The sequence below is a fragment of the Treponema brennaborense DSM 12168 genome, from assembly GCF_000212415.1.
Classification (GTDB): Bacteria; Spirochaetota; Spirochaetia; order Treponematales; family Treponemataceae; genus Treponema_F; species Treponema_F brennaborense.
The window spans coordinates 1,769,602-1,792,141 of record NC_015500.1 but is presented as its reverse complement, the minus strand read 5'-3'; the positions used below and the strand labels follow the sequence as shown (position 1 = coordinate 1,792,141).

The window sequence follows — 22,540 nt, the reverse complement described above, 5'->3', positions numbered from 1 at the left end:
TTAAAATCGGGCGATTTTAAAAAACCTCTGTGTATATAATCGGTATGAAACGGGTAAAAGCGCATATTTTTCTCTCGTTTTTCCGATAAAAATCGGCCGCCGCGCTTAACGTTCCGTCGATACGTTTTTATCGAACGGTTCTTTTTCATATTACATGATTACCGGCAATTTTGCAAATTTTACGTGCGCACAACGATCCGATGTGCAGAAAAATGGAAATCTGCCGATGATAATACTATGTTACGTTTAAAAGTGTTAATTTCGATTTGCGCCGGTACGCTCGTATATGTACTCGCTTCGTTTTTCGGCGGACAGGACGGGTTGTGGGCGATGCATCAGCTTGAATTGCAGAAACAGGATATCAGCGTGCGCGTTGCGGAAATCGCAAAAATAAATGAAGAATTGCTGCTCGAATACATGGCGTTAAAACAGGATCCGGACGTGATCGCCGCGTACGCGCGGAAATTGGGATACGTTTCGGAGGGTGAAAAACTGGTGAAAATTTCCGGTTTGGCTCCCCAATATACGCCGTTGTATAATGCCGGCGTGCTTCTAAAAAGTTCTCCAGTTTCTTTCATTCCCGAATGGGTGTGCAAACTGTTCGGGCTTTTGGTGGGAACGCTGACGTTCGTTTTATTACTGCTGAAACATCTGGCCAAAACTCCCCGGCATCGTGAAACATGTGAAAAAGAAATCTTTACCGCGGGCGTAAAAGCGCCGAGGTATGAATCTATTGCCGGCATTCCGGTGGAAACGATATGATCATTTTGAAAAAAGAGGCCGAATCGGCCGACGCCGTCGTCCGCGCGTTACGCGGCGGGCATGTTGTCATAATTCCGACTGATACGGTGTACGGCTTTTCGGGGATCGTTCCCGTCGCCGACGCCGAAATCCGTGCCATCAAGGGCCGAAGCGAAACGAAACCGTTCATCCGGCTGATTTCTTCTCCCGAAGCGGTGTTCGCGTACACGGACGACTCGATTCCCGACTCGCTGTATGCGTTGTGGCCCGGCGCGCTCACGCTCATCGTAACGCTGAACGCTTCGTGCGCGTCGTTTCCGGGAGAAACGGCGGCGTTCCGCTGCCCCGGAGACGAGTGGCTCAGGCAGGTCATTGCCGGCTGCGGCGCGCCCGTCTATTCCACCAGCGTAAACCGGTCGGGGCAGCCGCTGCTCCGTTCCGTTGCGGAAATGGACGCGGAATTCGGCCGTGAAGTTGCGCTGATAGTCGACGCGCAGGATTCTCTGCCGCAGGACGCGCTGCCTTCCACGCTCGTGAATATCAGCGGCGGCACTTACACTGTGCTCAGACAGGGCAGCGTTGCGGTTCCGCTTCCGTAAAAGATGTTTTTTACTGTTGCTTGTGCCAGGTAACGCCGATTTCCGCCGTTTCCGTTCCGGCGGCTTCTCCGCCGTCGTAACGCGTGCGCAGCGTTTTTTTGATACCTGAAAGCGTGCCGTTTTCCGTGAGCGAGAGTGTCCATGCTATCGGTTCCGCGTTCAAAGCGGCAACGAGCGCGATTTCTCTGGGCATATCGGGAAAAAACGACGCGTTCGATTTTCCCGTTTGCGTACAAATTACCTGCCCGTTTTTTATTTCAACGGAAATGTTCATCGACGCGCCGTTTCTGAAAATGACGAATCCGCGGCCGCCGCGCAAAATGACGATTTTATTGATGTTTTCTTCACCGCTCCAGGTTCCCGAAATGCCTTCCAGTGTGGGAACGATCGCGTCTCGCCGTGCGGAGCTCGTATCGGTTGCGGCGGCCGAGGTATCGGTTACCGCTGCGGCTAAATCGGAAAAAAGCGTCTGCAGCGTCGTTTTCGCTTCGGTTAGAATTTTGTAATACGAGTCGTACGTATTCGATACCGATACGGTTTTTCCCTCGGCCGGAAAGTCCATATACAGCGTGCATTCCCATTCGGCTTCCGATTCCTTGATTTCAGCGTGGAACGCGAGCGCGTCGGGGCGAAGCTCGTCCGCCGCGTCCTGATACCGTGTTTTGCGTTTATCGGTTACGGTTATGCCGTTAAAAGACATCAGCTGCGTATAAAACAGATCCTGCGTCATGGCGATCTTGCCGCCGTCCGCAACGTCCGCGACTATCGCGTAAAAATCGACTTCCGACGGCAGTCCCGCTATTCCGCTTTGCGCCGCACCGGCCGAAACGGAAACGAGAACGTATACTGCTGCCGCCAGAACGTATTTTTTCATGGTTATCCGTGCAGTCCTTTCCTGAACTCACGCTGCATGTCGCGTTTTACATCCCGGTCGCGGATGTCGGCCCGCTTGTCGAACTGTTTTTTTCCGCGGCAGACGCCCAGATTGACTTTTACCCGCCCGTCTTTCAGATAAAAGTCGAGCGGTATCAGGGTAAACCCTTTTTCATCGATTTTACGGATGAGCCGTTTTATTTCGTCTTTATGAAGCAGCAGTTTTTTGGGGCGATCCGGATCGTGGTTGAATACGGAAGAAAAGGCGTACTCCGCTATGTGCAGACCTTTGACCCACACTTCGCCGTTTTGGATTTCCGCGAACGCGTCCGGAAACGAAATGTTCCCGGCTTTTACGGATTTTACTTCGGTTCCTTCCAGAACGATGCCGCATTCGATCGAGTCTTCTATTGAATAGTTGAACCGCGCTTTTCTGTTCTGCGCGATAAGTTTTCGTCCTTCACTCATAGGTTTACAGTATACGGTATCTTCGCAAATCACTCAAGAGAGCGGCGCTGCTGCCGAAGGTCGATTTCGCTGCGGTTTCGCTTTGATTTCGCCGTGTTTTCGGCGTTCAGTTCCTTTTCGTAACGATATGCCGCCACGTTATTCCTTCTCCTTTAACCGCGTCTTTTACCAGAACGGCGCCCGTCACTTCCGCAAGAAATTCAGGCGGCAGTCCGGGCGTCAATATCTTTTCGGTGCGGAGAACTGCGATGCTGTCCGGCGTCAGAACCGATCCCGCTTTCATGTCGTGCAGCAGGTGTATGGAGCGGTTCGTTCGGCCGTAATTCGCCGTTTCCGCCGGGGCGAGCCGTTTTATGCCGGTTCCGAGTGCCTGCCGGACGATACCGCTGCCGTACTTTTTTTCAAGTTCTCGCACGAACTTTTCACCGTCGATTCCTTCGCCGGTATTCGTCCGTTCCATTTTACGGATGAATTCGGTCATTGCGCGGAACTGTTCGGGCTCAAGCGCAACCGGATCGTCGAGCCCGGCCGCCGTTCTGCTCAGCGTTATGTGTTTTTCGATCATGACCGCGCCGCAGGCGGCGGCGAGCGCCGGTATCAGAATCGGGTCGAGACTGTGATCGCTGATTCCAACGGGTATGCCGAATACGGCGGAAAGATTTTTTACGAGTCGCACGTTATATTCCGTTTCCGGAGCCGGATAGCTGGTAACGCAGTGAAGCAGGGTGAGCGGCGGCAGTTTCCGGCACTCGCTGCGTTTTTCGGTTCGTTCGGGCAGATTCAACGCACCGGAGTTTGGTACGGATTCGGTTCGTGCGGAATCGGTTCGTGTAAATTCGGGAAAGCACGCGAGCGCGTTTTCCATATCGCCGAGTCGCGCCACGCCGGATGACAATACGACCGGCACCGGTTCTTCGCCGGATCGTATCCGTTCCGCGCGGTACGCGGAAAGCGCTTTCAGCAACGGAAAGTGATTCAATTCCGGCGACGCGATTTTAACCGCGTCCGGTTGTAATTCAAGCAGCTGTGAAAGGCTTTTTAACCCGAACGGCGAGCAGATAAAACCGCATCCGGCGTCGCGGGTCATGTCGCGCAATTTTTCAAAAAACGGAACCGGCATTTCAAGCGCTTTGAACCGGTCGTACAGCCGTACGTTCCCGCCGGGCAGCGCGACGTATCCCGTGTCGGGATGCAGAATCTCGTCCGCATACACCCATTGGAATTTGATAAAATCGGCGCCGGCGTCGGCTGCCGCGCGGATCAGTTGTGCGGCTTTGTCCAAAGAGCCTTCGTGGGCGGTTCCGACTTCAGCTACGATGTGCACGTTACGGCCGGCGTTTTGCATACCGTTATTCCGCCGTTATTTTCTGCGCGGCTTCCCGGACAAGCGCGCTGGAGCCTTTTTTCATGACCAGTGCGTTTCCGTTTTTGATGACGATGATCAGATCGTCGACTCCGCAGAGCGCTACGGGAATATCCGAATAGACGAAACAGTTTTTGCTGCTTATCACGGCCGTTTTGGACGGGCTTTCCGTAAAAAATTTTTCAAACGCATCCCAGCTGCCTACGTCGTCCCATGAAAAGGACGCTTTTACCGCGCAGGCGCGATCCGTCCGTTCGGCAATGGCCGTGTCGAGCGATATTGCCGGCGTCCGTTCATACGCTTCGTTCATACCGTCCCAGCGTTCGACGTACGGTATACCGTTGAAATATCCGGTTACCGGAAGCGGACTGTGTTTCAGCGCCTTGAACGCTTCGTACATTTCCGGCACGAAACGTTTCGCTTCCGCTTTGAAAAAGGCGGACGTGAACGCGAACATTCCGCTGTTCCACCAATATTCGCCGCTGTCGAGGTATCGCTGTGCCGTCTGTGCGTCTGGTTTTTCCTTGAACGCGGCTATTTTAAATGTAGAACCGTCGCCGGCGAGCGGTTCGCCCGATTTTATATAACCGAATCCGGTTGCGGGTTCCGTCGGACGGATGGCGTAACAGACGAAGTTTCCTTTACGTGCGATGTCGTACGCTTTCTGCGAATCGGCGACGAACGCGTCGATCGGACTTATGACGTGATCGCTGGTTAAAACGATGATCGAATGATCCGTTTCCGGCGCGATTTTTTCAAGCAGCCGGCACGCGAGCATAACCGGCGCGGCCGTGTGTTTCGGACTCGGTTCCGCGACGACGAGCACGTCCCGTTTGATTTTTTCGCGAACCGCGTCGTCGGCGTGTTCGGCAAGGTTCCGGCAGTGATTCGCCGCGAGCTCAAGCAGATCCCTGCGGGTAATGAGAATGATTTTTCCCGGAATCTGTAAAGCTATCGCCCGCAATAGCGAAGTCTGTAAAAACGAAATTCCTCCGTCGAGCGAAAGAAACTGTTTCGGGCAATGCGGCTGGGAAGCCGGCCACAGCCGTTCACCGAATCCGCCTGCAAGAATCACCGCATCAGTAAACATATGCATTCCTTTATAAGTTGGAAAAAATATAATTGCAGAACGTTTTTATTCTGTTTATAAACGACGTGTCTATCCGGTCTTTCAGGAAAAAGATATTCGGTGCGTCCACGCCGCCGATTCCGTATAATACGATAAAATCGTCAAACCGGAATACGGCGATAACGGATTTCATTTTTTCCTCTTTCGCACACGTGTATTTATCGAACGCTTTCAGCTTGTTCAGATTCGTCGTAACGTAATATAAGGATTCCGGCGCCGTGTCTATCGTAATCGCCGTGTCGATGATTCCGAACGGGTCCATTTCAAGCGCGGCGTTCATCGCAGTTCTGTTCTCCGTTTCGCTTACGGATTTGACGACTGCGGACGAATACAGATCGTAATATCTTTGATGCCGTTCGGAATAGTAGGGAATTCCCACGTATGATTCCACGTCGGTCAGCAGCGGCTTCAGCGTGTCGAAGATCGATTCGTTGCCGTGGTACGGACGGATCTGGATGACTTCGGCAAGATAAGACGGATCAAGCTCTTTTATCGTATCGATCGCGCGTTTCGCGGTGTCGTTTACCGGATTCAGACCGATGTTTTTTGCCTTGCCGATATTTCTGATGACGATTTCACCGTTGGCGATACGCTGCAGTTCGGCTTGGCTCATATTTCCGTTAAACAGCTGTGCGCTCAGCGCCGCCGGAAAGAGACAGAACAGTACTGCAGCCGCGGCCGCCGTATGTTTTTTCATAAATCCTCCATAAAAAGTCAATCTCCGGGCGTTCGATTTCCACCGGCTGCCTCACCGTTTTTTGCCGTAATAACGTACTTATAGAATATTTCCGTTGCCGGTTAGTTACAGTTGAATCGTTACTTCGTTTTCGCTTTATTTAATAGAATATAACACAATCGATGTCTCCTTTCAAGCGGTGTGTTTCGCGCGCCGTTTTACGTCCGGGTTTCCGTATTTTATGGGCGCAACGTCTTTCTTTTTTCGGATTTTGTGCTATACTGATACCGATAAAGTGAGGTTTACATATGCCGATAGCTCCGTATATAAAAGAAATAATGAACAGTAAAGGTGCGTCCGTAATAAGAAAAATGTTTGAAGAAGGGGCGGTGCTTAAAAAGCAGTACGGCGATGACAACGTGTATGATTTCAGTATCGGAAATCCCGATTTGGAACCACCGGAGCAGGTTATCGAGGCAATCCGCGAAGTTGCAGCCGATTTATGCAAAGGCCGCCACGGATACATGCCGAACGCGGGCTATCCCGAAACGCGCGCCGCGATGGCGGAAAAAGTATCCGGCGAACAGGGTGTGACGGTTCCGGCCGAATGTACGCTCATGTCCGTAGGAGCCGCCGGTGCGCTCAACTGCGTTATGAAGGCGATCCTGTCGCCCGGAGACGAAGTCATCGTTCCCGCGCCGTATTTTGCCGAATACGGACATTACGTGCGCAACCACGGCGGAACGCTCGTTCCCGTGCCGACGAAACCCGATTTTTCACTCGATACCGGCGCGATCGCCGCCGCGCTGAACGGAAAAACGGCAGCGGTGTTGATCAATTCGCCGAATAATCCTTCCGGAAAGATTTACAGCGCGGCCGATATAGCGGCGCTTTCCGCCGTACTGAACGCACACGCCCGTTCGTGCGGCCGCACACCGTATCTTTTGTGCGACGAACCGTATCGGGCGATCGTATACGGAAACAGGACTGTCGCCCCCGTTTTTCCCGCGTACGATGCAGCCGTCGTGCTTTCTTCTTTTGCGAAAAATTTGAGTTTGCCGGGCGAGCGCGTCGGCTACATCGCGGTGAATCCGGCGTGTCCCGACGCGCGGGAATTCGTTGCCGCGTGCGTTTTTGCAACGCGGACGCTCGGTTTCGTCAACGCGCCGGCTTTTTTTCAGCGCGTGGTGCAGCGTTCCTGGAACGCTCCCGCCGATTATTCGTCTTACGCTTTGCGGCGCGATCAGCTGATGGCCGTGCTGAAGGCTGCGGGAATCGATTTTGCCGAACCGGAAGGCGCGTTTTACCTGTTCTGCAAAGTGCCGCCGAAAAAGGCCCAAATGGCGCAGGCCGCTTGCGAAACCTGGCGGGGCGACGACGGGGAATTCTGCGGTCATTTGAAGAATTTCCGCGTGTTGTGTGCGCCGGGTTCCGGGTTCGGCTGTCCGGGTTGGTTCCGCATGGCGTACTGCACGTCGGAAACCACCATCCGCAATTCACGGGCCGCTCTGGTGCAGGCCGTCGCCGAGTGGCAGCGTTAGCCGCCGCCGGCCGTATACGGTGTGCGCTGTATTCCTGTCGTGAACGCAGCGCAGAAGTATTTTAGTTTGACAGGGAGATTTCGTATGAAAATTCTGATGGTTTCGGCTGAAGCTGTTCCTTTCGCAAAAACCGGCGGCCTTGCCGACGCGGTGTCCGCTCTCGCGATCGTTCTGCACAAACTGGGACACGACGTCAGAATCGTCATGCCCCGGTATTATAAAATCGACCGTTCCAAATTGACGCAGCTGCCCGGACCGATGGGCGTTTCCGCCGGTTATACGGAAGCTTGGACCGCCGTGTATTCGGCCGTTATGCCGGGAACGGAAAATCTTCCGGTTTATTTTATCGATCACGAGCAGAGTTTCGGACGCGACGGCGTATACGGTACGCCGTCGGAATCCGATTTTCACGACAATCCGTACCGTTTTTCCATTTTGTGCCACGGTGCGTTTCAGCTGTGCCGTAAACTGGACTGGTATCCGGACGTCGTTCACGCACACGACTGGTCCGCGGCGCTGGCTCCCGTTCTGCTGAAATTCGCGGAACGGCACGACGGTTTTGAAAAGACCGGCAGCGTGTTTACGATTCACAATTTGGGATATCAGGGTGTGTACGGTAAACACAACTATCCGGCAACCGGACTCGACTGGAACTGTTTTTACGCCGCGGGATTTGAAGACTGGGACCGGATGAATTTTTTGAAAGCGGGTCTGACTTCCGCCGACATGCTGACCACCGTATCGCCGACGTACGCGCACGAGATCCAGTCGCCTGCCGCCGGTTTCCGAATGGATTCGCTGCTGCGGTACCGGAGCGCGGATTTGGTGGGCATACTGAACGGCGTGGACACCGACGTTTGGAATCCTGCGAAAGATCCGCTGATCGCGGCGAAGTATACGGCGAAAACGATCACCAAAAAGGACGTGAATAAAGCCGCTTTGCAGCAGCGCATGGGGTTGCCCGTCGATCCCGAAGTGCCGCTCATCGGGATCATAACGCGGCTTGCTGATCAGAAAGGTGTCGCCGAACTGTTCGCGCCGACGTACGGCAGCATGTACCGCATCTGTTCGGAAATGAAACTGCAAGTGGTCGTTTTGGGAGCGGGCGAGCGCTGGTGCGAAGACGAATTGCGTTCGCTCGAATCGAAGCTGCCCAATCTGAAAGCGTACGTCGGATACGACGAATCGCTGAGCCACCAGATTGAAGCCGGAAGCGATTTCTTTTTGATGCCGTCGCGTTACGAACCGTGCGGCCTCAATCAGATGTATTCGCTGCTGTACGGAACGCTGCCGATCGTCCATCGGACGGGCGGGCTGGCCGACACGGTGCAGAATTATAACGAGCAGACCGGAGACGGCACCGGTTTTATGTTCGACGAACTGACGCCGCAGAGCGTCTTCGATACGGTCGGCTGGGCGATGTACGCGTGGTACAATAAAAAAGAGCACATCAAACAGATGCGGCTGCGCGGCATGAAACAGCAGTTCGGCTGGGACGTTGCGGCGGAAAAATATCTGGACGTATATAAACGCGCGCTTGCCGGACGTTAAATCATATGAAGCGGCGGACGTTCCGCAGCTTCATTTTTAAGGAATACGGCTATGTTGAAATTTATCGTTAAATTCTTTTCATCTTTGAACAGCAATTCGCATCCGGGAGAAATTGCCCACGCGGCGGCGATCGGGGTTCTGCTCGGTCTTATGCCGAAAAACAACGCGCTGTGGTATTTGCTGTTCGTTTTTTTCCTGTTCGTGCGGATCAATAAAAGCGCTTATTTTCTGGTCATTCTCGGCGTTTCGCTGTGCGTTCCGTCCGCCGATATGCTGCTGGATTCCGTGGGATACCGGATTCTGTCGTGGCAGCCGCTGATTCCCGCATTTCGGACGCTGCTCGATATTCCGTTCGTCGCATTCACCAAATTCAACAATACGGTCGTGATGGGCAGTCTTGCGGCGGGACTGCTGCTGTACGTTCCGGTGTACGCACTGACCCGGCTGATCGTGCGGGTATGGCGGACGTGCGTCGCGCCGAAGATCGTTTCGTCAAAAGCCTGGGTGGCGTTCAAAAAACTTCCGTTGGTGCGGAAAATCGTTTCCGTTTCCGCCGGAATCGCGGAATCGGGTAAATAGGGAATTCGGGGGATACAGGGTATGGAAAAAAAATCGGATAAGACTCCCGGCCGGAGCAAAAAAAAATCCGTCGGGCAGCCTGAAGCGGCCGTACCGGCCGTCCGTAAAGAATCCCGCTCTGCGGCGGATAAAAAAACGGTTCCGGTAAAAAAATTACCGGGATTGTTCAGAAAAAAATATACGGAGCGTTCCTTTTCAAAAAAAATCCGGAAGCGGCTGTTCATTGCCAAAGACCGTGAATTCGTGGAATCGCTGTTCGAGCCGGTTTCCGCGGGGAAAAAAACGTTTTTTCAGATTCCGTGCGACCGTACTTTTTCCAAAAAAGACTGCGTCCGTTTGAAACTGCTTGCGAAGCAGATCAAAAAGCAGAAGTCGCGGATCAAATGGGTGCCGCTTGCGGCTTTCGTCGGCGTGATCGCCGCGCTGGTTCTGACCGTTTTCCTTTTTAAAGATGCGATGATCAAAAAAGGCATCCGGGCCGGCCTTGAATCGGTGTTTCAGGCGAAATGCGATATCGGTTCCGTCCATTTGGGAATTCTCGATTCACGGTTTTCCGTACGAGCTCTCGCCGTCGCCGACAAAAACGAGCCGATGACGAATCTGTTTGAAGTCGACGCGCTGACGCTCGATTTCGATTTGGTGCAGTTGCTGAAAAAGCGGTTCGCCGCCGACGTTTTGGAACTTGCAGGCATCAGACTCGGTACGCCGAGAAAAACGGACGGAACGCTGCCGGTGAAACCCGCCAAGCGGAAAGAAAGCGCGCCCGAAAAACCGAAAAGCCAGTTTCAGCTGGAACTGGAAACGTTCGCGGCGCAGAAAAAAGCCGTTGCCGAAAACAGTATCGCGCATATATTCGCACAATACGATCCGGAATCGCTGCTTGAAAATTATTACGCGCAGCTCAAATCTCCGGAACTCGCCCGAACCGTTTCCGCCGAAATGGAACAGATCGTTCCTGCCTGGACGGAAACGCCGGACATTCTGGCCGATTCGGTGAACGAAGTTATTGCCGACGGCCGGACGGTGCTTGAATTCGATTGGCAGAGCATCCAGTCCGATCCCCAAAAAATCAAAACGGCAATCGAGCGGATATCCGCCGCCGTGAACAGCGTTACGGCTCTGCAAAAAGAAACTGAGCGGACGCTCGACATGCTCAAACGCGATTCGGAAAAAGTGAAAAAATATTCGGCTCAGCTTGAAAAAGCCGTACAGGCCGATTATTCGTTCGTAAATAAAGAAATAAATAAAATCACGTCGTTTACCGTCAAAGACGGACAGAACTTTTTAACGGAAACTTTCAACTCCGTGTGTGCCGACTTAGTGGGAAACTATTATCCGGTCGTGCAGCAGGTTCTTTCATACGCGAAAGAATACGCGGGGTATCTGAAAGACGATTCGGCAAAAAAAGTCAAAAAGTCGAATTCTGCGGTTGCCCGATACTCAGGGCGGACTGTCGATTTCCGCAAGGATACGACGCCCGATTTTTTGATAAAGAAGATACACGGTTCCGGTTCCGGCGAGCGCTTTTCGCTCGATATTTCGGTGTCGGACGTGTGCAGCGATATGGATAAATGGGGGAAACCGGTTACTTTTAAGGTGTCGGCGGTGCACGGAGCGATGAAAGACGCGCTGGACGGAACGTTCGACGTTCGTACGGAACGAACCGGGTCGCTGCTGTCTCTTTCGTACACCGGTTCCGGATATCCGGTAACGGTTTCCGTTCCCGACGCGGAAGCTGTTCCCGGCGTTCCGACCGTTGCGGGAACGGGTTCTTTTTCCGCTGAGCTCGCCTGTGCCGAAAACGGCGGTTTCGCGCTGACCGGCGGCGTTTTGCTCGATCCCGTTTCGATTACGGCGGCTGCGTTCGAGCCGGCGTTCGCTTCGAATTTGTATGCGAAAGCGCTTGCCCAGTTTTCATCGATAGAAGCGGGCGTTCGCGCGTCCTATTCCGACGCCGCCGGTTTGTCATTGGGCGTAACATCGGATATAGACCGGCGCTGTGCCGCGATATTGCAGAAGCTGATGAACGACGAATTGGGAGCGCTCAAAGAATCCGCTGCCGCTCAGGTAAAAGAATCTCTTGAATCCGCGCTTTCCGGTGTTACCGGTCAGTTTTCTTCTTTTACCGAGCTGAAAAACCGGATAGAAACTCAGGCCGGTAAACTCGACGATTTTAAAACCGAATTGGAACGGAAAAAGAAAGAAGGCGAGGACAAATTAAAACAGGCGGCGCAGGATGCCGTAAAAGACGCCGCGGCTTCGGCAGCCGAGGCGGCGGCGGATTCGTTGAAAAATCTGTTCAACAAACAGCGATAACGGCCAAAGCGTAACGTTTTGATTATCAGTCATGACAGCCTGTTCAATATAATGCCCTCTCGCGCAGGATTGAGAAATTGTATTTCATATTACAATGTCATATTTCCGGCAGAGGATACGTTCGCGCCTCAATACACGCTCATGCCGAACGCATGCGGAACGCTGTCGCTTGCGTTCGACGGTAGTGCCGTAATCCCCGAACTCTGGGGTGCGTCTTTGTCTCCCGTTCTGTTAGGTGCGGAACCGAACGCTTACCGTATTCTGCTGCTTATCCAGCTTTCGCCTTTCGGTCTGTATCAGATAACACGCCAAAATCAGTCTGAGTTTGCCGGTAAACGTCTTTGCCTTAGGGATATCGACAGCGGGCTTTGCAATTCTCTGTATCAGGCTTTTATGACATCAAAAACCGTAACCGAGTTAGTGAATGCCTGTGAGAAAATATTGTACGGACGCGCGGAAAAACGTATCGTTTCGGACTCTTTGCTGCTGGCTTCAAACGTTATTTCCGGCAGTCACGGGTGCGTACGTGTGACTGAAATTGCCCGGCAATCAAATTGTAGCGAACGACATCTGAACCGCCTGTTTCTTTCGCAGATCGGAACAACTGTCAAAAATTACGCACGCTTAACCCGTTTTAATTATGTACTGCAGCAGATTCAAAAATCACCTTGTTTCTTTGCGCAGTTGTCACAGAATGCCGGCTATTTCGATCAAGCCCACTTCGATAAGGATTTCAAGGCTATCAGCGGCGTCAGTCCTCAAACATATGTAAAAACGATGTCCGATTTTTACTATGACGGAGCGGAGCTATACGATACAGTATCCTCATAGGAGGAATGAAACGTGAAATATCAAGGGTGTCTTTTAGCGATCAGCGATATAGCCGCATCAAAGCATTTTTATGAAAGCGTACTTCATCAGAAAGTCGTCATGGATATCGGAGTTCATGTAACATTTGAGGGTTTTTCTCTGCAGCAAGGATATGCCGAACTTATCGGTACGTCGGCTGTCATTGTAAAAGCGCGTCCGCATAATTTTCAAATCTATTTTGAAACGGAAGATTTGGACAAAATTCATGCCGAGCTGAAAGCGGTATCCGGTCTGCAGTGGGTGCATGAAATCAGGGAGTATCCGTGGGGGCAGCGCGGCCTTCGCATATACGACCCCGACGGGCATATCTCGGAAATTGCCGAAACTATGCATACGGTTATCACACGTTTTTTCAGTCAGGGAATGCCGGCGGAATCGGTTGCCGAACGCACGATGTTTCCGCTTGAAATCGTAAAACAGTTCGCGCCGCACTCCGGCTCATAACGCAGGCGGCTTTGATCGTTGATTCAAAGCCGCCGTTTGCTTTTTTAATACCGTTTTCTATTTGACTTCCGTCAGATCTGTTTTTTTGAGCAGCTTCGCATTGCCGGCGGTGTCGGTTACGCAGATACCGGCGTCCGTTACGACGATAGGCGTCGCAGGATGTACGGTAATCTTCGATTTTAACGTCAGCGACAGCGCCGCGTCGTATTTGCCGACGATCCAGCCGGTCTGATCCTGCACGACGGCGTAAAAGTCGTTTCCGTCCCGAATGAGAACCGATTTTTCCGCCGCTTGTTCTTTGCTTTCCGCAACGATTTCCATATTCACCGTGTCGAGGAGTACGAGTTTGACTGCCGCGTTGCCGCCGGTCTGTCCGGCGACCGCCATATAGTTTTCGCCGGCGGGCAGCAGCGTCCTGCCGCGGACGACCGTTACGGGCGACTGCCGGATGACCTGTCCGGTGGCGGCGTTCAGTTTGACCATGACGGAAAACGTGTCGTCGAGCATTTTCAGTCCGTAGGCTGCGTTGACCGGCGGCTCCGCCGTTTCGGCAATCAGCTGCTGCTGGTCTTTTGCGATTTCCGTTCGGTCAGTGCGCGCTTCTTCGCGTTTTTTATCGGCGGCGGCTTGCTGTTCGGCAGCCGTCGTGCGTTTTTCTTCCGCTATCTGTTTCTGTTCTTCAGCCTTCGCGGTTTGCGCTTCGGCAGCCTGCCGTTTCGTTTCCGCTTCCGCAGCGGTTTCCGCAGCCCGCTGCTGCGCCTGTGCGTCGTCGGGGTTTGCGGCAGCTTCCTTTTGCGCCGTTTCGGCCTGTTTTTGCGCCGTTTCGGCTTCTTTCACCGCCTGCGTCTGTTTCTGTTCTTCTTCTTTCTGTTTTACGGCAGCCTGCGCAGCCTGTTTTTGCGCGTCGGCAGCCTGTTCCGCCGCCGCGTCGGCTTCGCGCTCTTTGATATCTACCATATCCTTACGGACGTCCACACCTTTGTCTTCTTCTTCGCGCATCGATTGGACGACCTGTTTGTCGGAAATGATCGTCGTGTCGACCGTACCGAGCCCTCCCGCCGGATTTGCCAACGGGATTACTATCTGCGATTTTCCGGGCCAATCCTGATAATTGAGCGCGAGACCGGCTTTCTCCGCACTCAGATGTTTCGTAACGGCCGGTTTGTATTTTGCGCTGAAGGAAGCCGTGTCGCCGCGATATACGGCGTTGTATACGGTGATGAACACGGCGAGCGTTTCGGCGTCTTTTTCCGTATAACCGTACGCAGACGACAAGTACGCCGCGATGATCCGGCGCAGGTTGCGGATATGGTCGACCGTCGCGTTTTCCCCCAAAATCAGGATATCGGCGTCGAGTCCCGCGGCAATGTTCGGATCGACTGCGTGGATTACGTAATAGCGTGATGAAAGCCCCGCTTCAGCTGCTGCCGGATCGGAGGCGATTACGTTTCCAAGAGAAGAACCGATTCCTTTTATCTGATCCACCGAATCGATGACTGCGTGCGGTCCCGTGTAGTTGACGAACACGATCGTATCGGCCGCTGAAACACTTTCCAGTTCCTGCTGATCGACTTCAAGCGCTGCGGCGGAAAAGGGCAGCGCGCATACCAGTAGTGCAGCGAATACTGCAGAAAAAAGTCTTTTCGACATGGTTCCTTCAATCTCCTTGTGATACGGCGTGTGAATACCGCCAAACGTTGTAATTATATCATGAAAATACTGCCTGTGCTACATTTGCAGCGATATTATTTTCTGCATCGTTTCGGAGGCGTATTCTTTTATTTCCCGATCGAACTGCGGATAGAAAAAATACCGCAAAATATCGATACCTTTTGAAAAAAGCGCCGGCTTGCCCATAAATCGGCAGATTTCGTACACGGCGTCGCACGCGTCTTTTGCGACGCGACGATTTGTAACGGTCGTTTTTTTGTGAATCAGCTGCAGAATCGCGTTCAGCATTGCGCCGTCCGGATCGTAGGCGGTCTGTGCGGCAGCGTGCAGGACGGCCGAAATCATGCTGCCGTCGGTTTCGGTCGTCAGGAGAGCGGCGATGTCCGCCGTAAACGTCCGCGTACCGAACGTTCCGGCAAGGGTGACGACGTTTTCCGCGTAAACCGCGTCGGTGTCGAATATCGTTACGTCCTGACGCGAGTTCCCGTTCCGCTTCGTGAATCGGCTTCGGAGCTGGTGAATTTCGGCGGCGACGAGCGGTATCCACTGCGCTTCGGCAGTACCGTAATTTCCCGTCTGCAGCGAGGCACGCATGGTTCGATACGTATTCTCATCGATGCGTTTGCCGTACGCCGCGGTCGGCACCGTTTCCGTATATATCGGATACGCCGGAGTTGCCGGCGTTTTTTTTCCGGTAGCGGCGCTCGGTGCTCCCACAGTCTGCACCATCCGGTACGCGGACGTTATCCAGGTATTTTTTTCAAATACGGTTAAATAGCCGTTGTCGAGATACAGCAGATACGCCCAGGGGCTGCGGGAGGGAATCTGCGTCTGCCAGAGGTTCCGTCCCGTTTCCTCGTATGCCGCCGCTGTGTCCGTGTCGCACAGTACGAGCGTCTTATCCGAAAACTGCGCGCAGGTGAGGCGGTTTGCGTTGACGGGAATCCCTATAATACGGTTTTTGATTGTTCCGGTACGTAAATCGACGAACGCGCAGTTTGCCGAGCCTATCGCTGGCGAACCTGCAGCCGCCGAACCTGCGGCCGAGATATAGCAGCCCGTACCGTTCTTTTCATCGACGAGGAGCACCGCGCTGCCGTCCGGCACGACGGCGTCCGGCTGCAGCATCCAGCGGGTTTCGGCCGCGTTGTCCGGTGACGAACAGCAGCCGGTGCTGCCGTCGTCGAATACGAGGATGACGCCGTACGGTGAGCAGGCCGCGCTTCGGATGCGCCCGGTAAACGTTATCTCTTCAATCACGGCGCCGAACGGCGACAGTCTGAGCGCCGTACTGCCTCCGCTGACCGTTTTACGTTGGATGTGCAGCAGGCTGCCGTCCTCAAGCTCGTACAGCGGAAATTCCGCCGGTTCTCCGGCCTGAACGAACCATTTTTGAACGCCGGTAACGCCGTAACAGCCGACGCCGTCGGCGCACTGCACGAATATCCGCCCGTCCCGCCCTTGCAGCGGTGCCGAAACGATGTCCGACGGCAGCTGAACCGTCCACAATCGCAGCCCGCTCGGATTATATGCGGAAAGGAACCGGCGGTCGGTAACCGCGTATAAAAAATTACCGCTGCCGACACCCAAAAAAGGTTCCGGTTTGCCGGGCAGGCTTTTTTCCCAAAGCAGCGTACCGTCGGCGGTGGCCGCCGCGATCGCCCTGCCTTCGAGCAGTACGGCGAATCCGTAATCCGTTTTTACCGGCTGCGCGACGGCGCTTCCGCCGCTTACGAGCTGCCAGCCGGGAACTGCCGCCGGCTGCTGCTGCGCTGCATAAACGGCGCCGGTCAGCAGCAGTACGAGCGCCGCCAGCTGCGGGACGTTCGGCTTCATACGTTTTTTTCTAAGAGCGCCAGACTTTCAATATGACTCGTCTGCGGATAAAAATCGAGCAGATACAGTTTTTTCAATTCATATCCGGCCCGTATGAGCGCGCTGCAATCGCGCGCCTGCGTGGCGGGATCGCAGGAAACGGAGCAGACGCGCGGTACGGCTGAGCGGCCTAAAAAGTTCCGGACATCTTTTTCCATCCCGCTGCGCGGCGGATCTACGACGGCGCAGTCGTACGGTCCGTTTGCCCGGATATCCGGTTCCGCGTACGCGGTGATCCATTTGCTTCCGCTGATTCCGTAAGAAGTGTGCGGTACGCCGGTCAGGTTCCGTTCGGCGAACGCGAGCGCGTCCCGGTTGTGTTCTACGAGCGTAACGGCGGATGCCGTTTCCGCAAGAAACACTGAAAACGTTCCCGCGCCGCTGTACAGGTCGAGCATTCGTCCCGTACCGGCAAAGCGGCATATTTCAAAAACGGTTTTTTCAAGCACTTCCAGATTTGATTGGAAAAATCCGCGTACGTCGAACGAAATCCGTTTTGCTTCACGTGTTTTTTCCTGATTTTCCGATCGATCAGCCGTTTCGTGCGGCTGCAAAGCGACCGTACACACGTTTTCCGGTGCATACACGGTACCGGAAAACCTTTTTTTCACCGTATCTTTTACCGGCCGCCCGGTTTTGCCGATTATCCGTTTCGTTTCGGGCTGCGCGGTTTCCCGTGCGAGCAGTACGTTCGGAAAACGCTGCTGAACGCCGGCCTCCGTTTCGACGCGCCGGTCGCCGAACAGATGCACCCGTCCGCGCGGTCTGTGTTCGCACGGCGTCTGCCTCATCCAGGAACGTATTTCTTCCGTTGCAACCGGACAGTCCGCTATCGGAACGATTTCGCTGCCGGATCTGCTTTTCAAACCTCCGTCGTGAAGCTGAAAACGGCAGCGGTACGAATCGGTACTGCCTGAAATGATTTCTAAGGAAGGAATTTCAATATTTTCGCGTTTGAACAGATCGCCGAGTATGCGCGTCCTGAGTTCCTGCTGATATGCAGGTGCGATATGGCGCATGTTGCAACCGCCGCAGCGGCCGTAATACGGACACGAATTTTCGATTCTGAACGGGGAGGGTTCCGCGACGCGCACGAGCCGCGCCGTGTCGTAATCTTTATGCACGCCCGTTATTTCGATTTCAGCGGTTTCTCCGGGAATCACTCCCGGAACGAACACCGATTTGCCGTCGATTTTTGCAAGGCCGTCGCCGCCGGTAATCAGTTTTTCTATAGTTACGATCCGTGTCATGCGCTGCGCCGATGTTTATAAAGCGAGCTGCACGGATTGCGCAGTCTGCATTCCTTTCGCACCGTATTCTTCCAGAAATTCCTGGCTGATATATTCAAATCCGGTAACGTTTGAAACGCAGTCGCTCAGCAGCGTGATCTGCGCTGCCGGAAGATATACGCACAAGTCGCGGATCGTATTCGACACGCAGTGGGATAACGCTTCACCGGCAACGATGATGCGGGTGTTTTTTATTTTGTCGATGAGTGCGAAATTGGTGCGCGTCGATTCGTCTTCAGGATCGGGAACTTCAGCCTGCACGATGCTGTAATGCTCCGTGAGCGGATTCACCGCTTTCTGTACGTAATCGATCGATTTGCCCGGATGCGCCAGTTCCCAACGATGCGCCGCGTTCCACAAATCCTTGTTCACGCATGCTCCCGGCGTTGCTATCAGACAGTGGGGCGGCCAAACGGTAAGCGTGTATCTTCCGCGTGATTCCAAATTCAGCAGATATTCTTCCGCGCGTTTTTCAAGCGATTCGTCCATAGGGCGGTATTCGCCGGCGGCAAAATTCGTATGCGAAATCATCGTATACGGCGCCGGCTGGTTTCCGTTTTTATCTTTCCAGAAAACGGGATGCGCAATGTGATAAAACGGATGCGTATCAAGCGATATGTGGATGGAATCGATAGCGTCGGAATTCGCGTCGATAAAAGACGCGATCCGTTTACAGTCGAACTCGGCACCCGGAACATATAACGTACCGTCGGGCGAGCAAAAATCATTTTGCGGGTCGATTAGTAATAATGATACACTCATAATCGTTATATGATAATTAAAAACGGCGGCTCTGTCAAATATAATTTAAATCGCGATTACCAATCGCGGTAAATTGAAGCGCTGCCGAAATTTTTTTCAGTTATCGGACGGTACGCCTTCGATTTTTTCGAGCAAGCCGGCGAGCATCGATACTGCTAAACACAAGCCGAGGCTTCCGACGATTGCAAGGCCCAAAATTTTCAGCAAAATAAGCACGTTCGTTATAATTTCCATACGGTTCCTCCTGAATAGGCACAGACAGTTCGCAACGATTTCGTCCGGCTAACGTTATTAATCATATTTTAACAATATAAGTTTTCCGTTAAAAATGTGTGAAAAAATGATTAAAACGTATAATCCGTGCGGTGCAGACTGCGGAGAAACGCGCGATTCGCTGAAAACCGGTATGCTATTTGGTGAATTTAAGTTTCATCGCTTCAAGAATGTCTTTTGCCGTCGAAGTATCGACCGCCGCCGTCGGTTCGTGATATTCGACGAGGTGTTCGGGAATTTCGTCCAGAAACCGCGACGGCGTGCATTCGACGACGGACTGCATTTTGCGCCGTTTGCGGCAGCTTGAAATGAACAGTTTATCGCGCGCGCGCGTGATTGCGACGTAAAAAAGGCGGCGCTCTTCTTCAACGTTTTCTTCGCCGTCTTCGATGCTGCGCGCGTGGGGAATGATACCGTCCTCGGCTCCGGCGATGAACACGACCGGAAATTCAAGCCCTTTAGACGCGTGGATAGTCATGAGATTTACTTTTCCTTTCAGGGAATCGTCTTCCATATCGTCGCGCGACAGCAGCGTGATCCTGTTCAGATAATTGAACAGCGACGGGTCGAAGTTGTCCGGATTGTTTTCCCAGGCTTCCATCGATTGGATGAGGCTTTCGATGTTCAGGAATTTGAAGCGCGCCGCCTTTTCGTTTTTCTGGTATTCGCCGATAAGATAATCCCAATAGCCGATTTCGTCGACCAGTGCGCGCGCTTTTTTTGCGAGCCCTTTACCGCCGAGCAGCAATGCGCGCTGCGTCGTGATAAGCTGCACGAACGAAGCGAGGTCTTCGCGGGTTTTTTCACTGACAACGCCGCCGATTCCCGCATTCGCACCGTCCATATCGCCGAAAAGTCCCGATTCGGGTGAACCGGTGCCGAAGTTTTCCGATTCGCCGTCTTCATCGTCGCCGTACGATTCCGGTACGCGCGCGGCTTTCGTTCCGAGAATTGCGTTTATGGCGTCCCACAAAGAACATTTGCGCTCGTTGGCGACGGCGTTTATGTCTTCGATCGTTTTACGTCCGATACCGCGCCGCGGCGTGTTGATAATGCGCAGCAGATTTATGTCGTCGTCGTGATTCGCGCAGACGCGCAGGTAGCTTATGACGTCTTTTATTTCCTTGCGCTGGAAAAAACTCGTACCGCCGCTCATCGTATACGGGATGTTCGCTTCAAGAAACGCTTCTTCAAGCGCGCGGCTTTGCGTGTTTGCCCGCATCAGTACGCCGAAGTCGTCGTATTTGCGTTTTTCGGCCATGCATATTCCCTGAATGCTTTCGGCGATAAAATCGGCTTCGGCCGCTTCGTTTTCGGGCAGATAGATTTCGATGGGCTTGCCCGAACCGTTTCCCGACCACAGCGATTTGTCTTTGCGGTTCGTGTTGTGCGAAATGACGCCGTTCGCGGCGGCGAGAATGGTTTCTGTGGATCGGTAATTCTGTTCGAGCCGGATTTCCTTGACGTCGGGAAAATCACGCTCGAACATCCTGATGTTTTCGTAATTTGCGCCGCGCCATGAATAAATGGACTGATCGTCGTCGCCGACGACGGCGACGTTTTTATCCGCGAGCAGATGCATGAACTCGTACTGCTGGATCGACGTATCCTGAAATTCGTCCACCATGATGTATTTGTAGCGCTCGCGGTATTTGGCGAGTACGTCGGGATGTTCTTTGAACAGTTTGATCGGCAGTGTGATCAAATCGTCGAAATCGACGGCGTTGTATAATTTGAGCCCTGATTGGTATTCTTCGTACAATGTGCGGTATTGGTCGTTTCCGCGCGTTTTGCTGTCGGAACTGTCCCAGCTCCATCGGCCGATTTTGATATTTGAAAACAGACTGCCGACTTTATACACGTCGAGCGCGTCGGCGGTAAATCCGAGTTCGCGTCCCGTTTCCTTTATAAGCTGATTGCGATCGGTTTCATCGTAAATGGAAAAATTGGGACGCCAGCCGAGCTGCTCTATATCCTGCCGCAATATTTTGACGCCGAACGCGTGAAACGTGGATACCGTCAGGTTTTGCAGTTTTTTACCGGTATGCTCTTTAACCCGTTCTTCCATTTCGCGGGCGGCTTTATTCGTAAAGGTCAGTGCCAGAATCTGGCTTTGCGGTATGCCCTTGTCGAGCATGTGGGCGATGCGGAACGTGATGACGCGCGTTTTACCGCTGCCGGCGCCGGCTATTATGAGCAGCGCGCCTTCGGTCGTAGTGACCGCTTCGTATTGTTCCTGATTCAGTTCGTCTCGGAGATTTACAGACATACCGCCTATTGTATGAAAAACGGGCGGCAGTTGCAAGCGGAACTGCGCCGCTGAACGCACGCGAATCATTCGGCTAATTGCATAAAAGGCCGCACTCGCACGCTGCGGAAAAATGCCGCTTCCCGATCAGACTGTTTCTGCAGCTTTACAAATACTGCAGATGGTGATATGATACCCCGAAGATTTTAATCGTATTTGAGGAAATGTATGTCCCAGCTCGTAATCCCCGAAAACTACCGGCCGCTTCTTTCCGTAAAAGAAACGGAACACGCAATCGTGCTGATTAAAGATTTTTTTCAGCTCACGCTTTCAACCGAATTGAATCTGACCCGCGTTACCGCTCCTTTATTCGTTCCCCGCGGTACCGGGCTGAACGATGATCTGAACGGCGTTGAACGTCCCGTGACCTTTCCGGTAAAGGATATGGATGAAGCTCAGATGGAAATCGTTCATTCGCTGGCAAAGTGGAAGCGCGTTAAAGTTTCCGATCTGCATTTGAATCCGGGATTCGGCATCTATACCGATATGAACGCGCTTCGTGCGGATGAAGAACTGGACAATATCCATTCGTTATACGTGGATCAGTGGGACTGGGAACTGGCGATTGCCGAAAGTGATCGCACCGTGTATTATCTGCGTGAAACGGTAAAGCGCATTTTCCGCTGTCTCAAACGGACTGAATTTTTCATTTACGACCGGTATGAATGTATTGAACCGGTTTTGCCGGACGATATAACGTTCGTTTATGCCGAAGATCTCCAGAAAGCCTATCCGAAATTGGCGCCGAAAGAGCGCGAAAACGTTGCCGCCGAAAAATACGGCGCCGTTTTTATCATCGGTATCGGCGGAAAACTTGCGGACGGTGAACCGCACGACGGTCGGGCGCCCGATTACGACGACTGGATTACCGAATCCGGCGACGGGCATCGCGGTTTGAACGGCGATCTGCTCGTGTGGAATCCGGTGCTGAAATGCGCGTTTGAATTGTCTTCAATGGGAATCCGCGTTTCTCCCGAATCGCTTCGGATTCAGCTTGCCGAGCGCGGCTGTTCCGAACGGGAAAAACTGTATTTCCATTCGAGGCTGCTGAACGGTTCTCTGACACAAACGATGGGCGGCGGTATCGGCCAATCACGTCTGTGCATGTACTTTCTGCGCAAGGCGCACATCGGTGAAACGCAGGTAAGCGTGTGGCCCGCCGCCATGAGCGACGCGTGCCGTAAAGCCGGCATTCAGCTGTTATAAGCCGCC

Annotated in this window: 20 protein-coding genes; 9 read left to right on the top strand and 11 right to left on the bottom strand. The window is 53.2% G+C overall.

The annotated features are described in order from the left end of the window. Nucleotides 1–237 precede the first annotated feature (237 nt). A complete protein-coding gene (locus tag TREBR_RS07815) occupies nt 238–762 on the top strand; it encodes an FtsB family cell division protein (RefSeq protein WP_013758647.1) in 525 nt (174 codons plus the stop codon). Further along, nucleotides 759–1,340, top strand: coding sequence for an L-threonylcarbamoyladenylate synthase (locus TREBR_RS07810; protein WP_013758646.1), 582 nt, complete (start codon nt 759–761; stop codon nt 1,338–1,340). Before TREBR_RS07815 ends, TREBR_RS07810 begins: the two co-directional genes overlap by 4 nt. Nucleotides 1,341–1,350: 10 nt before the next feature. On the opposite strand, the gene TREBR_RS07805 is transcribed toward TREBR_RS07810, so the two are convergent. The 5 genes from TREBR_RS07805 to TREBR_RS07785 form a co-directional block, all read right to left on the bottom strand. Continuing rightward, nucleotides 1,351–2,214 carry a TP0183 family DNA metabolism protein gene (locus tag TREBR_RS07805; protein ID WP_013758645.1) on the bottom strand — a complete coding sequence of 288 codons (864 nt, stop codon included), beginning with the start codon at nt 2,212–2,214 and terminating at the stop codon, nt 1,351–1,353. A gap of 2 nt (nt 2,215–2,216) precedes the next feature. Beyond that, nucleotides 2,217–2,681: an SsrA-binding protein SmpB gene (gene smpB / locus TREBR_RS07800; RefSeq protein ID WP_013758644.1), complete on the bottom strand. Its 465-nt coding sequence runs from the start codon at nt 2,679–2,681 to the stop codon at nt 2,217–2,219. Between the two features lie 106 nt (nt 2,682–2,787). After that, nucleotides 2,788–4,026: an N-acetylneuraminate synthase family protein gene (locus TREBR_RS07795; RefSeq protein ID WP_013758643.1), complete on the bottom strand. Its 1,239-nt coding sequence runs from the start codon at nt 4,024–4,026 to the stop codon at nt 2,788–2,790. Between the two features lie 4 nt (nt 4,027–4,030). Next, a complete protein-coding gene (locus tag TREBR_RS07790) occupies nt 4,031–5,134 on the bottom strand; it encodes a mannose-1-phosphate guanylyltransferase (RefSeq protein ID WP_013758642.1) in 1,104 nt (367 codons plus the stop codon). A 10-nt stretch (nt 5,135–5,144) separates the two neighbouring features. After that, a complete protein-coding gene (locus TREBR_RS07785; protein WP_013758641.1) occupies nt 5,145–5,870 on the bottom strand; it encodes a DUF6675 family protein in 726 nt (241 codons plus the stop codon). A 287-nt stretch (nt 5,871–6,157) separates the two neighbouring features. Here TREBR_RS07785 and TREBR_RS07780 point away from each other — a divergent pair, with 287 nt between their 5' ends. The 6 genes from TREBR_RS07780 to TREBR_RS07755 all read left to right on the top strand — a co-directional run bounded on the left by TREBR_RS07780 (nt 6,158) and on the right by TREBR_RS07755 (nt 13,150). Continuing rightward, nucleotides 6,158–7,390, top strand: coding sequence for a pyridoxal phosphate-dependent aminotransferase (locus TREBR_RS07780; RefSeq protein ID WP_013758640.1), 1,233 nt, complete (start codon nt 6,158–6,160; stop codon nt 7,388–7,390). An 84-nt stretch (nt 7,391–7,474) separates the two neighbouring features. Further along, nucleotides 7,475–8,941, top strand: a complete 1,467-nt coding sequence (glgA, locus tag TREBR_RS07775; RefSeq protein WP_013758639.1) for a glycogen synthase GlgA — start codon at nt 7,475–7,477, stop codon at nt 8,939–8,941. Nucleotides 8,942–8,992: 51 nt separating this feature from the next. After that, the gene (locus TREBR_RS07770; RefSeq protein ID WP_013758638.1) at nt 8,993–9,520 is read left to right on the top strand and encodes a TIGR03546 family protein; all 528 of its coding nucleotides are present in this window, start codon (nt 8,993–8,995) and stop codon (nt 9,518–9,520) included. Between the two features lie 21 nt (nt 9,521–9,541). Then, nucleotides 9,542–11,836: a TIGR03545 family protein gene (locus tag TREBR_RS07765; RefSeq protein WP_013758637.1), complete on the top strand. Its 2,295-nt coding sequence runs from the start codon at nt 9,542–9,544 to the stop codon at nt 11,834–11,836. 141 nt (nt 11,837–11,977) lie between these two features. Continuing rightward, a complete protein-coding gene (locus TREBR_RS07760; protein ID WP_215904819.1) occupies nt 11,978–12,667 on the top strand; it encodes a helix-turn-helix transcriptional regulator in 690 nt (229 codons plus the stop codon). Between the two features lie 12 nt (nt 12,668–12,679). Then, a complete protein-coding gene (locus tag TREBR_RS07755; protein ID WP_013758635.1) occupies nt 12,680–13,150 on the top strand; it encodes a VOC family protein in 471 nt (156 codons plus the stop codon). 57 nt (nt 13,151–13,207) lie between these two features. On the opposite strand, the gene TREBR_RS07750 is transcribed toward TREBR_RS07755, so the two are convergent. The 6 genes from TREBR_RS07750 to TREBR_RS07730 form a co-directional block, all read right to left on the bottom strand. Then, nucleotides 13,208–14,800, bottom strand: a complete 1,593-nt coding sequence (locus TREBR_RS07750; protein ID WP_013758634.1) for a P83/100 family protein — start codon at nt 14,798–14,800, stop codon at nt 13,208–13,210. Nucleotides 14,801–14,878: 78 nt separating this feature from the next. Then, nucleotides 14,879–16,657, bottom strand: a complete 1,779-nt coding sequence (locus tag TREBR_RS07745; RefSeq protein ID WP_013758633.1) for an outer membrane protein assembly factor BamB family protein — start codon at nt 16,655–16,657, stop codon at nt 14,879–14,881. Further along, complete coding sequence (locus TREBR_RS07740; protein WP_013758632.1) at nt 16,654–17,946, bottom strand: class I SAM-dependent RNA methyltransferase; 1,293 nt, start codon at nt 17,944–17,946, stop codon at nt 16,654–16,656. Before TREBR_RS07740 ends, TREBR_RS07745 begins: the two co-directional genes overlap by 4 nt. A gap of 15 nt (nt 17,947–17,961) precedes the next feature. Further along, on the bottom strand, nt 17,962–18,747 hold the full coding sequence (locus tag TREBR_RS07735; RefSeq protein WP_013758631.1) for a cysteine hydrolase family protein: 786 nt from the start codon (nt 18,745–18,747) through the stop codon (nt 17,962–17,964). Between the two features lie 96 nt (nt 18,748–18,843). Next, complete coding sequence (locus TREBR_RS14300; protein WP_013758630.1) at nt 18,844–18,981, bottom strand: hypothetical protein; 138 nt, start codon at nt 18,979–18,981, stop codon at nt 18,844–18,846. 175 nt (nt 18,982–19,156) lie between these two features. After that, complete coding sequence (locus TREBR_RS07730; protein ID WP_013758629.1) at nt 19,157–21,289, bottom strand: ATP-dependent helicase; 2,133 nt, start codon at nt 21,287–21,289, stop codon at nt 19,157–19,159. Nucleotides 21,290–21,496: 207 nt separating this feature from the next. Between TREBR_RS07730 and asnA the strand changes: the two genes are divergently transcribed. Next, nucleotides 21,497–22,534, top strand: coding sequence for an aspartate--ammonia ligase (gene asnA, locus TREBR_RS07725; protein ID WP_013758628.1), 1,038 nt, complete (start codon nt 21,497–21,499; stop codon nt 22,532–22,534). The last annotated feature ends 6 nt before the right edge of the window (nt 22,535–22,540 follow it).